Genomic DNA, 15,378 nt, shown 5'->3' with positions numbered 1-15,378 from the left:
TCTTTACTCTATAAAAAAAGCGTTATAAGATTATATAACGCTCAAGTATGTTTTGCTCAAAAATTTAGTCTAAGTTTTTTACAAGTACCCAAGCATCTGGATTGTAATTGTTTCTAATTTCATTTAAAGCTTTAAAGGCATCTTCTCTGTTAGCATAACTATCGTAAACGACTTGATGTAATCCGTATTTATTAACGCCTATTTTTCTAGCGTTAAAACCATCTGCTTTTAAATTTGAAATAACTTTATCGCAGTTTTCTTCTACACGAAATGCTCCTGCAATAATGTGGTAAGATCCTACAGGTTTAGTAACAATTAAATTTACTGCTGGTAGTGGGTTTTCAATTACAAACGTGGCTTCTTGAATTTTATGCTCTAATTGTGTATTTGCAGATTCTTGTGCAATTTGATTATGGCTTTCAATCTCGTTCACGTAATATTTAGACCCCAAAAATCCACTAACTCCAAGTGCCAATACAGCGGCAGCTGCATAACGGAAATAGGGTTTAGATTTGCGTTTTTCTTCGGTAATTCTAAGCGGAATAACTTCTTCAATAGATTCTATTTCGCGCTTGTAAGTCTCTCTTGTAATTGCAGGAGAAACCATTTGATTTAGTCCGAAAGCATCGGTTAAATAATTTAAATTGTTAAATGGCTCAAAAATTATCTTGCCATCTTCATTTAAAGCTATTTGTCCTATGTTTTCTAATGAAATATATTCTTTTTCAACTAATTGAGATTTAATCGAAGCAACACGTTTTTTAATCTTTTCTAACGCGATTTCAAAAGGAATTTTCTCAACATCAGCAATGTAATGAGCTAAAAGACCATCGTTTTGTTGAATTTGTTCATTAAAAGATATGGCTTTTTTAGGAGGATAAAATGTATTTGTGCCTGCATTAATTGTTGCAGACACACGTTGTGTTAAAAATGCTCCAAACTCAGGAACGATAACACATTCGTATCTATATAATAAGTCCTTAATGTAGTTTTCTAATTGCATATATGCAAAGTTAATTAAATATTAATGCGTTCAAAGTGGCCATTTAAAAATTTATTAACACTAAAAGAAATAGTTTCTTGTGGTTTAAAAATCAATAGATTAACTTACGTAAATTGATCGTAATTACATTGTAATTTTAGAATAAAGCCTTAAAATGAATATGAATGAAGACGACATTTTGTATGTATTGGCACTGCAACATGTAGCTAATGTTGGGGATGTTGGTGCTAAAAAATTAATAGCACACTGTGGTTCTGCACAAGCGGTGTTTAATGAAAAAAAACATGTGCTCGCAAAAATAGATGGTATAGGTAAAGTAAGGCTTAATGATTTGGGTTTGGCAATACACTTAAAAGCAGCAGAGGAGGAGTTACGGTTTATAAAAAATAACCATATTGAGTGTTTGTATTTTGAAGCTGATAATTATCCAGAAAAACTAAAGCATTGTATTGATGGTCCAATATTGTTGTTTCAGTCAGGAAATGTGCAATTGGAATCCCAGCGTATAATAAGTATTGTAGGTACACGTAAAATAACTACTTCAGGTATTGCTTTTTGTGAAAAATTAGTTGAAGAATTGTCTCCTTTTAACCCTGTTATTGTATCAGGATTTGCTTATGGCACAGATATTACAGCACATAAAGCGGCTATAAAAAACAAATTACAAACTGTTGGGTGTTTAGCTCATGGCTTAAATCAAATTTATCCTAAAGCACATAAAAAGTATGTTCATGAAGTAGATAATCATGGAGGGTTTTTAACAGATTTTTGGAGTACAGCTGTATTTGATAGAAATAATTTTTTGAAACGCAATCGTATAATTGCGGGTTTAAGCTCAGCGACTATTGTAATAGAGTCTGCAGCACGTGGCGGTAGTCTTGTAACTGCCGATATTGCTAATTCTTATAATAGAGATGTGTTTGCTGTGCCGGGCAGGCCAACCGATAGTTTGAGTATAGGGTGTAATAATTTAATAAAACAGCAAAAAGCGCAGTTGTTATCTACGCCTTTTGATGTTGCTTATATGTTAAATTGGGAATTGGAAACCGAACAAAAAAGTATTCAAAAACAATTGTTTGTAGAGTTAGACACCCAAGAGCAAATTATTTTTAATTTTTTGAAAACCAGTGATAAACAACTATTAGATACAATTGCTATTAATTGTAATTTACCCATTTTTAAAACAGCCAGTTTATTGTTAAATATGGAGTTAAAAGGGGTGGTTAGGCCATTACCAGGAAAAGTATTCGAATTAATTTAATCGGGCTACATGTTTATTTTTAATACCCAAATATCTTCAAAATAATCAAGTCTAGATAATTCGCGCTGTTTTAAATACACCACATTAGGGTCTTCACTCATTTCTAAATAAATGTAACTCCAATTATTAACAGGGTTTTTATAAGACCTTGCGTTGTGACCTTTGTTTGCTAAGAATTTCTTCCAATTTTCAGCATTTTTTTCAACTGAAAAAACATTAGTTACTAAGTAGTATCCAGGATCTAAATTAGGAATGGTTATTGAGTTTAAGTTTTCTATTTTTATTATATCCTCATTTTGTGGTAATGCATACGTATCAATATCGACCGTCATATAATAATCTTCGTTTTTATTTTCTAAATAAATAGGGCTAATTTCAGTCTCAAAAGCTACAAAAAACAAGTAATAACGGTCTCCTTTAGTTTTTAATTGTACGGTTAATTCAGAACTATTGTTGGATAAAATACCATTGTCTTTATTTGGGATTTCCATTTTTAAAAGATCAAAACCTAGCGTATTTATACTATTAGGTGTACGGTTTTTAAAGTACTTGTCATCTATCGTAATGGTGCTGTTAAAAAAGTTGTTTTTAGCTCTTAAATTTGAAAATAACGGAACAAACTCTTTTGTCTTTTTATTATATACAGAACATATGTCCGATTTAAATTTCTGATCACCCTCTAGCGCACCTAACGATAGCGATGTGCTTATGTCACCAATTTCATCGGTTTTAAAATTTGCAAAACTTATGTTCACTTCTTCCTTATCAACTTCTAAAAAACCGTTGTAGGTTGTGAAATACTTTGGTTTGTCGTTTGGATTTTCATAAACTACATATAATAGCCACCCACCAGAACAACCACCAGACACATAGCCTTGTGTGGCTTTAATGTTGGCTACAGTATAATTACCGTTTATAGTATCTGTTTGCTGTAGTAACTCTGTAACATTTGCGTAACATACATAAGGTTTAGAGTCGTTAAAAGAAGAATTTAAATAACTGTCGTAAACAACAAGACCTTTTATGTCTTGGTATTGACCTTGAGGTGTTTTAAAACGTATTTCATTAACATCAAGAGTGCGTTCGTCGTTTCCTTTATATATTATTTGGTCATTTATGGTGCGTGTTACACCTTTATCGTATTTATAAATGGCACTCCAGTATAGTGCTGCATAAGCAATTTTTTTAGAGTTTTCAGGAAGTGTTAGCATAGCCTGACTGGAGCTAAATGTAGATTTGTCATCGTCTACATCGATATACTCCATTTTAATTTTATCGTTATATAAAGTTCTGTCATTGAAGGGGTCAACATCATCTTCACTCAAAATATTATTCCCTAATAAGGCAGAGTTACCTTTAAGATATAATTGATGATTTACAGAAAATTGTAAACCTTCTTGTGTGTATCCAAATTGAATACACACAAAAAAAGTTAAAAAAAGTGTGAGGTTTAAACGTAGCATATATTAGATTTTAGGGGCAATACAATATAAACTAAAAAACTGAAGTTTGTTGATTCTGTATTTAATAACCAACTTTATCTCGAACTCGTTTTAAGGTGTTGTTTGCAACTGTTTTAGCTTTTTCAGCACCAATAGCTAAGATTTTATCAATTTCATCAAGGTTATTCATATAATAACTAAAGCGTTCACGTTCTTTAGAAAATTTTTCAACTATGAGTTCAAATAAAGCTTGTTTAGCGTGGCCATATCCATAATTTCCAGCCTCATAATTGGCTTTCATTTGGGTAATCTGATTTTCGTTAGCTAATAAACTATATATAGCAAAACAATTACAGCTGCTCCAGTCTTTAGGGGCTTCTAAGGGCGTGCTATCTGTTTGTATGCTCATTACTTGTTTACGTAACTTTTTATCATCTAAAAAGATATTGATGAGGTTGTCTTTACTTTTACTCATCTTAGAGCCATCTGTTCCAGGAATAAGCATGCCGTCTTCTTGAATTTTTCCTTCAGGAAGAACAAACGTTTCTCCACCCATTTTTGCATGAAAACGAGATGCAACATCTCGGGTCATTTCAATATGTTGTAATTGATCTTTTCCAACCGGAATAATTTCAGCATCGTATAACAAAATATCTGCAGCCATTAGCATAGGGTATGTAAACAATCCAGCATTGACATCTTCTAAGCGATCTGCTTTATCCTTAAAGCCATGGGCTAAGGTTAGACGCTGGTATGGAAAAAAACAACTTAAATACCAACTTAATTCTGTTGTTTGCGGAATATCACTCTGTCTGTAAAATACCACTTTTTCAATATCTAAACCACAAGCAAGCCAAGTTGCAGCTACACTGTAAGTATTATATCTTAACGTCTCGGCATCTTTAATTTGAGTTAAAGAATGCATGTCGGCGATAAATAAATACGAGTCGTTTGTGTCTATTCCCGACATTTTTATTGCGGGAAGTATTGCTCCTAAAATGTTTCCTAAATGTGGGGTTCCTGTACTTTGAACACCAGTTAAAATTCTTGCCATGTTAATTGTAATTATTGAAAAACAAAGGTAATTTTTTTAAATAAAAGAGTATGTAAATAATCGTTAAAGACAATCTGATTTTTTTTATTAATTGAGATGTCGATCCATAATACTAAGCTAAAGTTAAATTTTTAATATAAGTTTTAGGCTACTTTTGTTACGGTAAAAATTACGGTTTACGTTCTATTATACCTGATATTTGCCCTTTCATAGGGATTAATTTGTATATAATCTGATTTTTTTGCTGACGGTTGCGTTCTTCTTAAATTTACGGTAAAACCGTAAGTACAACTTCTTCCCCTAGTGTATTAGACGAGCTTTAAAAGAATTTAATAATTATTTTGCTATGATAAAAATTACGTCTTTAAAACATTTGTTCCCTCTATTTAAACACCTTTTTTTAATTTATATATTATTATTTACGATGTCTTTTTATGGACAAACCGTTACCAAAGTTTTTCCAACACGGGTGACCTACCAAACAAAAATCACTGTTATTGGTACTGGGTTTACATCATCAACAACTTTTTCTATTACAAATAGTAATATAAGTATTAGTAATACGGTTTTTGTAAGTGAGACAGAGATGACTTTTAAAATTTCAAAAAATTCAGCCACTACAACTAGTACAGGAGATGTTACAGGTAATTTAAATCTAGGTGGTTCAGATACAGGAATTGATATATATTATATTGCTCCTAGAACTAGAACTTTACAAAATTCGGGAGGAACAAATGCAGTAACAAAAATTACAGAAATTTATTCGAAACTTGATGTTTTAAATAGTACTCCTGTGTTTTGGAGATCTTCTTCTTCTGTAACTCTAGATAATAGTAATGACTTACTGGGATTTAAATATAATGGTATTGTATATTCAACAGGGGTAGATAACGACATGTTAGAAACTAATCTATCTGGAGAGATAGATATAACAGATGAAACTCAATATATAGAACAAACGTTTAAGGCATATTCTACAAACGGGGTTGAGGGGGATGCTAGTTCAGATAATTATATTGGTACAGCAGATTATGTAGATGGAGAATATAATGAAGGTTCAACCATAACTTCCAACTTTATAAAAGGACTTACAGCCTACGATGTAATTACAGATGGTGTAAATGGCCTAGATTTAGGAACAGGAATTGCAAACTTTAATCAAACCTCAAGTATCAAGTTTTTTAGTGGAAATGGACAAGTAGGAGCTGTAACAGATAGTACACCAGATTTATTAATAACACAAATTGCACAACCAGGAGGAACAAGCGGTTATGATGTGTATTATTATGCAGACGAAGAAGGAAACGTTATTGGAAGACCAATTAAATTAGTGATTATGGATGAATCTGATGGTGCGGCTAAGTTAACGACTTGGAATGTAGACTTTTATAGCATGAAACAAGAGAGTTTTGCTACTTCTACTCCCGTACAAAAACAACTAGGGAATAATGCAACTAGACCCTTAAGAATGGTTGGTCTTGAGTTATCTGATTTTGATATTACAAATGTTCCTAGTGATACAAATTCTTACATAGGGAACGTAAATAATATTAATTTAATGGCAGGAGGAAAGTGTGATTTATCTTTTTTAGCATATAATAAAAGTGCTTTCGAAATAAAGGCTCCTAATGCAGATGTTTTATTGCCAAGATATGTGTGTAGAGTACCTAGTACAACAGATATTACGTTTTCAGTTATTGCAAGTGTAGATGGAGGGTATACTGGTGGTACTGCTAATTCAAATGAGGCTCTATCTTATCAATGGTCAAAATATAATGAAGCTTTATCTAACACGACGGCTTCTCTTACTATAAACGACGTTAAAGAATCAGATTTAGCAACATATAATGTAAAAGTATATAACGATTATGGTTCTATAATTGTGCCAGTTACTTTGTCGCAAGGAGGAACACCAACCTCTTGGGATGGTACATCCTGGAGCGTGTCAAGTCTATATGCAGCTGCAGGGATAACTATAAATGATCAAGATAAAAGTTTAATTTTTTATAATGATTATAATGAAGATACGGATCTTGTAGGTTGCGACTGTACCGTTAAAGCAGGGAATGATGTTGTTATTCCATCAGGAAAAACACTTACCCTTTATAATGAAATAATAGTAGAACCATATGAGGCAAGTTATGTGCTTGAAGATGGTAATATCGCCCCCGCAGTTGCTGCAGGAACATTTACTTTAGAAAATAATGCAAGTTTAGTGCAAATTAATGATGAAGATGGTAATATAAATTCAGGCGATATAAATGTAGAGCGTCTAGCCGATAATTTACATGCTTACGATTATGTATATTGGTCTTCTCCTGTAGAAGGTGTAGATGTATCCGAAATAGATAATTCTAGAGCATACAAGTGGGACCCCACTAGTCCTAATGCAACAGGATCTACAGGGGATTGGATAAGAATTTATAACGAAATAATGAATAGCGGTGTGGGATATATAGCAAGAGTTCCAAGCTCTATCACAGGTATATCTGGTGCAAATTCTTATACCAGTACTTTTACAGGTGTTCCTAATAATGCTACAATTAATGTTTCTGTTAAAAAATCAGGAACACCATTACCTGACGATGAAGCTGATAGACATCAGAATTTTGTTGGAAACCCTTATCCGTCAGCTATAAATGCTATCGACTTTTTAACAAAAAATTCTAACATAGAAGGTAATGTAAGTTTATGGATGCATAATGCTGAAATTTCAGAAGGTTTAGGTACAGGGTTTTATGAAGAATCTGTAAATAATTACGGAGACCAATTTGTATATTATAATGCTACAGGTACATCTATTCCTAATGCATTTGACGGCTATATTGCATCTGGTCAAGGATTTTTTGTTCAATTACTGGAAAGCGAGTCAAATGGTAGTGTGGCGTTTACAAATGATATGCGTTATGATGCAGCAGAAATAGAATATGATAATTCAGAGTTTTTTAGACAGGATAGCAGCGATGAGTCCAACGATTTATCTGTTGAAAAACAATTGATTTGGTTAAATTTAGTAAACGAAGAGAACTTATCTACGAGCACATTAATAGGTTATGTTGATGGAGCTACCTACGAAAAAGACAGGCTTTATGATGTATCTGTAAGTGATGAAGACTTTAAAATATACTCATTAATTTCAGATTCTAAAATGGTTATTCAAGGTCGTCCATTACCATTCTTAAATGTAGATGAGGTACCACTAGGTATAGATGTCTTAGATAACGGAATGTATAAAATAGGAATAAGTAATTTTGAAGGAACAAATTTTATAGATGATGTTCAGGATGTTTATTTAAGAGATACTTATTTAGATGTTGAACATGATTTAAGAACTGCTCCATATAGTTTTACAGCAGTGTCTGGAGAAACCAAAGATCGTTTTATTTTGGTTTACAATGCGAGTAATGTAAGTACTTTAGCTACAGATGAAGCTTTAATAGACGATACATTTGCCTATATAAAAAATGGAACATTATATGTAAAATCTGCTAAAACAATTAATACAGTTCAAATATTCGATTTAACAGGTAAGCAGGTTATAAGCTATAATTCTGTTAACTATACAAAAGAGTTTAGTGCACCTTTCTCATTTTCAAGAGGAGGATATATCGTGTCTATTTCATTAGAAGGAGGAAGTGTAATTACTAAAAAATTAATTAATTAAAAGACAAGTAATAATAACATCTCATTGTAATTAAATACAAAAAATTTTATAATAAAAAGAATGCTCGATTAAAACTGATTAAAGAGTAGATTCGTTTTTATTTGTTATTATAAGTATTTGATTTTGTGTTAATTAAGCGGGTTCTGTGTTTTCTGCTCTTGTTTAGATAAACTTATTTTTTATTTTTTTTATTTAATTTATATTCTTTATCTTTTCAAAATTTGTATGTTAGTAGTAAAATTAAGTTAATATATTATTCATTTTATTATTACGCAATTGAAAAACACTACTTCTTCCCCTCGTAATATTTTTTTATTTAAAAAAATATTACCTTTTATACTGCTATTTATTACCTCATCATTGTTCGCTCAAACCGTTACAGATATTTATCCAACGAGGGTAACATCTCAAACCAAAATTACAATTTTTGGTACAGGTTTTAATAATACAATAAAAAATAGTATATCAATAAATGATATATCAATAACAGACGTTACTTTAGTAAGTTCATCTCAGATTTCTTTAAAAGTTTCTAAGACAGGAACTTCAAATACTTCAAATAGAGCCATTTCAATATCTGGTGTAACGTTTGATTCAGGCGTTGATACTACCATAGATTATATAGGTTATAAAGACAAATCAAGTTCTGCGTCGTCTGGTAGTGAATATTTTGATAAAATAACAGAAATATTTACCAATTGGGACTACAATGGGAATGGATATTGGCGTTCAAATTGGTATAGCTCGAGCAATCAAAATACATGGCCAAATGACAGGCAGGAGTTGTTAGCATTTACTTATAATGGGGTCACGTATTCTACAGGTGTAGATGATGATTTGTTAACGGCAAAAGGCATTAGTTTTCAGGCACAAACGTTTCGAGCTTATTCAACTAATGGAATTGTAGGGAAAACAACGTCATCAAATTTTATAGAAGTCGGAGATTTGGTAGATGGAATCGTTGGAGAAGGTACATCTATAAATTCAAAAATAGCTGATTTAAAGATATTTGAAATGATAACCGATGGTAAAAATGGATTGGATTTAGGAACCGGTGTTACAAATTTTAATAGTGATGTTAGTATAGAGTTTAACAGTCCTGATGGTGAGCCTAATGCCATTGGAGATATAGTTCCAGATTTAATTATTACACAAATAGCAGCAGCAGGTGGGTATGATATATATTATTATCAAGACGAGAGAGGGAATGTTGTAGGGACACCTATTCGTTTATACATAGATCAAACAACAAACAATCTGGCAGAGTGGAGGATGGATTTGTTTAGCGTAACTAATAATGTAAGTTATGAAGATGCGGTGCCAACAGGTAGAGGTCAAACTAGTAATGAAACAAGACCATTAAAATTATTTGCATTACATTTTGATGATTTTGATATTACTACTTCTAATATAGACGATGTATATAAAATTAATTTAGCAGCAGGAGGAACGGCAGATTTAGCTTTTTTGGCTTATAACGCATCTGCGTTTGTATCTAGAGCTCCAGTGGTAGATTCGTATATAGAGTCTAGATATCTGTGCCGTCTTCCTGCAACATCAGATATCGTTCTAAAAGTCAATGCTAGTATAGGAGGAACAGCAACAGGAGACCCTATTGAAGACTTAAGTTATCAATGGTACAAGGACGATGTAGCCATTTCTGGTGCTACTACAGATACATATACCCTTAGTAACGCCGATAGTGAAGATTTAGGTGTGTATAAACTAGAAATTTCTAATGGTTATGGTACAGAAAATGCTGTGATTACAGTTGCAGAAGGAGGTGTGCCAACGTATTGGGATGGTACTTCCTGGAACTACGATCAAGACTATATTGATTTTAACATTGCTGTAAACGACGAAGACAGAAGCTTAATATTTTCTGAAGATTATAATGAAAGTGTAGATCTATTTGGTTGTGATTGTACTGTAAAGGCTGGTAAAAACGTGGTTATTCCTTCTGGAAAAACACTTATGTTATATAATGAAATAACTGTAGAAGATGCAACAACTTTAGACGACGGAAATACTGTTTCTAAAGGAACATTTACTTTAGAAAACAATGCTAGTTTAGTACAAATAAACGAAGAAAATGGAAATATAAATTCAGGAGACATAAATGTAGTACGTATGGCTGAAAATTTACATGCTTACGATTATGTGTATTGGTCTTCTCCTGTAGCTAATTTCGATATAAATAATATTGAAAATTCAAGAGCGTATAAATGGGATCCTACACAAACAAACACAACAGGATCTACAGGAAACTGGATAAAGGTTGTTAATGAGGCAATGCGTGTTGGTGCAGGGTATATTGCAAGAGTTCCTGAGTCTATAACAGGAGCGTCTGGTGCAAATTCCTATACTGCCATTTTTACAGGAGTTCCTAATAATACCACAATAAGTACTTCTGTTAGAATGTCTGCAAATCCGCTACCTGAAGATGAGGGGGATAGGCATCAGAATTTTCTAGGAAATCCTTATCCTTCAGCAATAAGTGCAATAAAGTTTTTAACAGAAAACTCTAATTTAGAAGGAAATGTAAGTTTATGGATGCATGATGTTGAAATTTCAGAAGGTTTAGGAGCAGGGTATTATGAAGAGTCTACTTATAATTATGGTGATCAATTTGTAAATTATAATGCTTTGGGATCTTCTATTCCTAATGCTTTTAACGGGTATATTGCTTCTGGGCAAGGCTTTTTTGTGCAACTACTAGATTCTGCTTCAGATGGGGGTACTGTAACATATAGTAACGATCTGCGTTTTGATTCAACAGAGGCAGCATACAATAATTCAGAATTTTTTAGAACGACAACAGAAGAGGATTCAACTTTATCTCTAGAAAAGGAATTGATTTGGTTAAATTTAACTAATGAAAATAATTTGTCTACGAGTGCATTAATAGGTTATGCAGATGGTGCTACTTTAGGAAAAGATAGACTCTATGATACCTATGCAAACGATGAGGACTTTAAGATTTACTCGTTAATTAATGATGATAAAATGGTAATTCAAGGGCGTCCGTTACCTTTTTCAAATTTAGATGAAGTGCCGTTAGGAATAAATGTATCAGACCAAACAACGTATAAAATAGGAATAAATAATCTTCAAGGAACTATTTTTGAAGAAGGTCAAGACATTTATTTAAAAGATACTTATTTAAATGTTGAACATAATTTAAGAGATTCTCCTTATAGATTTACAGCAGTTTCTGGAGTTACAAACGATCGTTTTATCTTAGCTTATACGGCTAGTTCTGCTTTATCTGTTAACGATTCAGCCTCCAATAATACTTTTGTGTATATTAATGATGGTGTTTTAAATGTGAAAACATTTAAAACTATTAGTGCCGTTAAAGTGTATGATGTTAGTGGTAAACTATTAATAAATTACAAATCAAGTAATCAAAGCAGTGAGCTATCAACACAATTTAATTTTTCCAAGGGAATTTATTTGACTTCAATAGTTTTGGAAGACGGGGTTGTTGTGACGAAAAAAGTTATAAATTAATTAAAAATAAACAGTAAAAACCTCTGCTTGCAGAGGTTTTTTTATGAACTTTATTCACGTTATGAACCCTTTTTATATTGAATGTGTTGAGCTAGTTTATTCATGTAATCTGTACTTTTACTTTTAATACAATTATGTATTTTTGGTGTGTATGAAAATATTTAAATATATATTTTGGGTGTTATACCGGGTGTGGTTCTATATTCTAGTTGCTATACCAATTTTGGTGCTTTTGCCATTTCTTTTGATTTCTATATTAAAAGAATCATGGTATCCATATTTTTTTAAAATGGCCAGAATGTGGTCTAAATTTATATTAGTGGGTATGGGCTTCTGTTGGCGAATTGTTCGTGACGAGGTTCCAGATCTTAATAAAAGTTATATGTTTATTGCCAACCATACGTCTATGACAGACATTATGCTTATGTTGGTTACTGTTAAAAATCCATTTGTGTTTGTAGGTAAGAAAGAATTGTCTAAAATGCCATTATTTGGGTTCTTTTATAAGCGTACATGTATTTTGGTAGATCGTGATAGTCTTAGGAGCAGGCATGCTGTATTTGAACAAGCAGAACGCCGTTTAAAATCGGGTTTAAGTATTTGCATTTTTCCAGAAGGCGGTGTTTCCGACGAAGATATCCTTCTCGATCAATTTAAAGATGGTGCCTTTCGCTTAGCCATTAATCATAACATTCCTGTTGTGCCTATTACATTTGCCGATAATAAAAAACGATTCTCTTTTGATTTTTTTAGTGGAGGTCCAGGCAAAATGCGTGTGCATATGCATAAATTCTTATCTACAGATGGGCTTACGCTTAAAGACGATTGTAAAGCTTTAAAAGCACAAGCGCGCGATATTATTTTAAATCAATTAAAGGCATTTAAAAAATAAATAAATCTCTTAATTGTTTTATTAAGTGTTATAGCTATTGTAGTTAACTATCATAATAATAAATTAAAGAATAAAGTAACAGCTTTTTGTAATGTCTTAAAATTGATAATTGAACCCTGTGTAAACTCCAATAATGTAAGGTCTAAAACTACCAGACGTATTGCTAAATGCATTTAATTGATATTTAAATGTAGGTTCTAAATTAATATTTAAACGTTTGGTTAGGTTGTAATCTAAGCCAATTCCAAAATTGGTACTAAAACTAATGGTGTTTATATTGGTTGCTTCACCTATATAAACTCTGTTATTATTACTTTCAGAATAAACGCGGTTATTATCTAAAATAAATGTGCTAAAACCACCTATTAAGCTAATTCTTATACGTGTGTTAACAAGATGATATTCTAGCTCAAGTGGAACTTCAAAATAGCTAATACTTTGATTAATTTCACTACTGCTACTGCTACTGCTAGTTGAGGTAACGAAAGGTGTATCTAAAAAGCTAGAGCTATTATTGTTACTAAAAAAAGCCAAGTTTTCCCCTTGGTTAGATACAGCTAAATTTGCAATATTGCTTGTGTGTGATGCAAGTGTATTGCTACTAGAAACAATATCATTTGTGTTAAAACTTAAGGATAAATTATTTACACCAGATCTTATTTTTAATCTTTCATTAACTGCATAGCCCACATTTACACCATAACTAGTGTTTATTTCACCTGTTTTAGAATTATTTATAAATTGGTCATCTAAATGGGATCCTGATCCAAAACTGTTGTAATACACCGGAGCTACATTAGGTTGTATATCCCATTTTTTTGTCTGTTTTTTTTCTTTAGGTGTAGGTTCTGTGCTCGCAATGGCTTCTTCTATACTTAAAGTGTTTGGGGGTTGTTCTTCTGTAGTGGTTTTATCAGGTGTTGCCTGTTTTTGTTCTGTTGGAGTATGTGTTAAAGCAGTGTTGTTTTTGTTGTCAATATTATTAGACTCTTTTGTAGCAACTGTATTGTCTGTAGGTGAGCTTTGTTGTTTTGAAAACGTATATGTAGGCTGTAAAGCATTATTTTTACTGTGCTCCAAGATTTTTTTTGTCTTTTTTATATTAGGCTTTGTGGTTGTGATATTACTGATTTTTGCTTTGTTTTTAAACGCACTTTTTGTTTTAATAGAATCAATTAAGTGTTTGGTAGGTCTGTTAGTATTAGATGTATCAGATTCAGGTGTGTCTGCTATAATTATATTTGGGGAAAAAGGTGTTAACGTGTTTTCTTGATTTATAAAGCGAATTAAAGCTAAAGACAGTATTAAAAGCGCAGCAGCACCAGTCCCGTACCACCAAATAGGAATAATGCGTTTGGTTTTCTTTTTTTCTTTCAATTTCTGCTCGATAGCATTCCAAACTTTTGGGTCTGGAGCTTTATCAAGATCTTTTAATTGTTCTTGAAATAAACGGTCTATGTGTTTTTTATCACTCATTAGATAGATTGTGAATCAAGATTAGGATTGTCTTCTTCAATTTTTTTCTGTAAAATTAATCTGGCACGGGCTAAATTAGATTTAGATGTGCCTACTGTGATATCTAACATTTCAGAAATATCTTTGTGAGAGTAGCCATCTAAGACATATAGGTTAAAAACCAATCTATATCTGTTTGGTAAGGTTTGAATTAATTCTAAAAGATAATCCAAAGAGATATTTTCATGGTCTTTAACCTCTACAGTGTCGTCTATAATATCTTCATTAATAATGTCAAAAATTCCTTTTTCTCGATAGCGTTGTAAAGCTGTATTAATTGTAATTCTTTTTATCCAACCTTCAAAAGATCCTTTGTTTTTGTATTGTGAGATTTTGCTAAAAATAGTCAAAAAGGCATCTTGCAGATTATCTTGTGCTTCTGCGGTATTACGAGAATACTTTAAACAAATTGAATATAGTTTACTTGAATAAAGCGTATATAATTCACTTTGTGCTTTAAGCTTGTTTCGTTTACAATTGTGTATTAGTTGCTCTAAACTCAAAAGGAATTTTGATTAGAATTATTAAAGTACGTTTACTATATCTCTTTCAAATTCTAAAAATACATCTTCGCCATTCTCATCTGTTCCTGCCCAAAATTTAAAAAGATATGGACCGGCTTCTTCTGGTATAAATGTAAATGAAATTTCGGTCTCCTCATTAAGGTCTTCGCATTCCGTTTCAGAACTTTCTATAATTCTGTTTACAACTGCAATTGTTCGTACTTCGGTTGTAAATGGTAACTCTTCGCCTTCTTCGTCTTCTAAAACTTCTGTTGTTTTATAGTAATAGAGCGAGTCAAAGGTATAACAGCTTGTAGGTTGAATGTAGGTGATGTAAATTTTATAAGATTCACCCACTTCCATATCTTCAGGTACAGTAGCGTTTTCAGTAGTTAAATATTCGTAAGTATAACCTGAATAGTCGTCGTCTGTATCACAAGATGTTAAGGTTAATGTTGCAATAAATAATAAAAGTAATTTTTTCATGTGTGTAAGGTTTTTCTTTTTAGATGTATTTACTTTAAAAAGGTT

Annotated in this window: 10 protein-coding genes; 4 read left to right on the top strand and 6 right to left on the bottom strand. The window is 32.1% G+C overall.

Going from position 1 to position 15,378, the window contains the following annotated elements:
- Nucleotides 1-64: 64 nt before the first annotated feature.
- A complete protein-coding gene (locus FNB79_RS03685) occupies nucleotides 65-1,003 on the bottom strand; it encodes an HU domain-containing protein (protein ID WP_143380019.1) in 939 nt (312 codons plus the stop codon).
- Between the two features lie 160 nt (nucleotides 1,004-1,163).
- On the opposite strand from FNB79_RS03685, the gene dprA reads away from it, so the two are divergent.
- A complete protein-coding gene (gene dprA / locus FNB79_RS03680; protein WP_143382550.1) occupies nucleotides 1,164-2,264 on the top strand; it encodes a DNA-processing protein DprA in 1,101 nt (366 codons plus the stop codon).
- A gap of 5 nt (nucleotides 2,265-2,269) precedes the next feature.
- Here the strand turns inward: dprA and FNB79_RS03675 are convergent, their stop codons facing one another.
- Nucleotides 2,270-3,727 carry a hypothetical protein gene (locus FNB79_RS03675; RefSeq protein WP_143380018.1) on the bottom strand — a complete coding sequence of 486 codons (1,458 nt, stop codon included), beginning with the start codon at nucleotides 3,725-3,727 and terminating at the stop codon, nucleotides 2,270-2,272.
- Nucleotides 3,728-3,788: 61 nt separating this feature from the next.
- Nucleotides 3,789-4,760 carry a tryptophan--tRNA ligase gene (gene trpS, locus FNB79_RS03670; RefSeq protein ID WP_143380017.1) on the bottom strand — a complete coding sequence of 324 codons (972 nt, stop codon included), beginning with the start codon at nucleotides 4,758-4,760 and terminating at the stop codon, nucleotides 3,789-3,791.
- Nucleotides 4,761-5,184: 424 nt separating this feature from the next.
- Here trpS and FNB79_RS03665 point away from each other — a divergent pair, with 424 nt between their 5' ends.
- The 3 genes from FNB79_RS03665 to FNB79_RS03655 all read left to right on the top strand — a co-directional run bounded on the left by FNB79_RS03665 (nucleotide 5,185) and on the right by FNB79_RS03655 (nucleotide 12,829).
- Nucleotides 5,185-8,424 (top strand): T9SS type A sorting domain-containing protein, encoded by a 3,240-nt coding sequence (locus FNB79_RS03665; RefSeq protein ID WP_143380016.1) that lies wholly within the window; start codon nucleotides 5,185-5,187, stop codon nucleotides 8,422-8,424.
- A 360-nt stretch (nucleotides 8,425-8,784) separates the two neighbouring features.
- Nucleotides 8,785-11,937 (top strand): T9SS type A sorting domain-containing protein, encoded by a 3,153-nt coding sequence (locus FNB79_RS03660; protein ID WP_143380015.1) that lies wholly within the window; start codon nucleotides 8,785-8,787, stop codon nucleotides 11,935-11,937.
- A gap of 151 nt (nucleotides 11,938-12,088) precedes the next feature.
- Nucleotides 12,089-12,829, top strand: coding sequence for a lysophospholipid acyltransferase family protein (locus tag FNB79_RS03655; protein ID WP_143380014.1), 741 nt, complete (start codon nucleotides 12,089-12,091; stop codon nucleotides 12,827-12,829).
- 96 nt (nucleotides 12,830-12,925) lie between these two features.
- Here FNB79_RS03655 and FNB79_RS03650 read toward each other — a convergent pair whose 3' ends face one another.
- From FNB79_RS03650 to FNB79_RS03640, 3 genes are read right to left on the bottom strand one after another with little or no spacing between them, the layout of a single operon-like run.
- Nucleotides 12,926-14,305 (bottom strand): porin family protein, encoded by a 1,380-nt coding sequence (locus tag FNB79_RS03650; RefSeq protein ID WP_143380013.1) that lies wholly within the window; start codon nucleotides 14,303-14,305, stop codon nucleotides 12,926-12,928.
- The gene (locus tag FNB79_RS03645; protein WP_143380012.1) at nucleotides 14,305-14,847 is read right to left on the bottom strand and encodes an RNA polymerase sigma factor; all 543 of its coding nucleotides are present in this window, start codon (nucleotides 14,845-14,847) and stop codon (nucleotides 14,305-14,307) included. Before FNB79_RS03645 ends, FNB79_RS03650 begins: the two co-directional genes overlap by 1 nt.
- 21 nt (nucleotides 14,848-14,868) lie before the next feature.
- Nucleotides 14,869-15,333 (bottom strand): hypothetical protein, encoded by a 465-nt coding sequence (locus FNB79_RS03640; protein ID WP_143380011.1) that lies wholly within the window; start codon nucleotides 15,331-15,333, stop codon nucleotides 14,869-14,871.
- Nucleotides 15,334-15,378: the final 45 nt, after the last annotated feature.

The organism is Formosa sediminum, from assembly GCF_007197735.1.
Taxonomy (GTDB): domain Bacteria; phylum Bacteroidota; class Bacteroidia; order Flavobacteriales; family Flavobacteriaceae; genus Formosa; species Formosa sediminum.
The sequence above is the reverse complement of the archived record's forward strand: the minus strand, read 5'-3'. Positions and strand labels throughout refer to the sequence as shown.

Bases quoted from the DNA above. Each gene is read 5' to 3' on its own strand.
- FNB79_RS03650 (WP_143380013.1), bottom strand. From the start codon at position 14,305: ATGAGTGATAAAAAACACATAGACCGTTTATTTCAAGAACAATTAAAA.
- FNB79_RS03665 (WP_143380016.1), top strand. From the start codon at position 5,185: ATGTCTTTTTATGGACAAACCGTTACCAAAGTTTTTCCAACACGGGTG.
- dprA (WP_143382550.1), top strand. From the start codon at position 1,164: ATGAATGAAGACGACATTTTGTATGTATTGGCACTGCAACATGTAGCT.
- FNB79_RS03675 (WP_143380018.1), bottom strand. From the start codon at position 3,727: ATGCTACGTTTAAACCTCACACTTTTTTTAACTTTTTTTGTGTGTATT.
- FNB79_RS03655 (WP_143380014.1), top strand. From the start codon at position 12,089: ATGAAAATATTTAAATATATATTTTGGGTGTTATACCGGGTGTGGTTC.
- FNB79_RS03640 (WP_143380011.1), bottom strand. From the start codon at position 15,333: ATGAAAAAATTACTTTTATTATTTATTGCAACATTAACCTTAACATCT.
- trpS (WP_143380017.1), bottom strand. From the start codon at position 4,760: ATGGCAAGAATTTTAACTGGTGTTCAAAGTACAGGAACCCCACATTTA.
- FNB79_RS03685 (WP_143380019.1), bottom strand. From the start codon at position 1,003: ATGCAATTAGAAAACTACATTAAGGACTTATTATATAGATACGAATGT.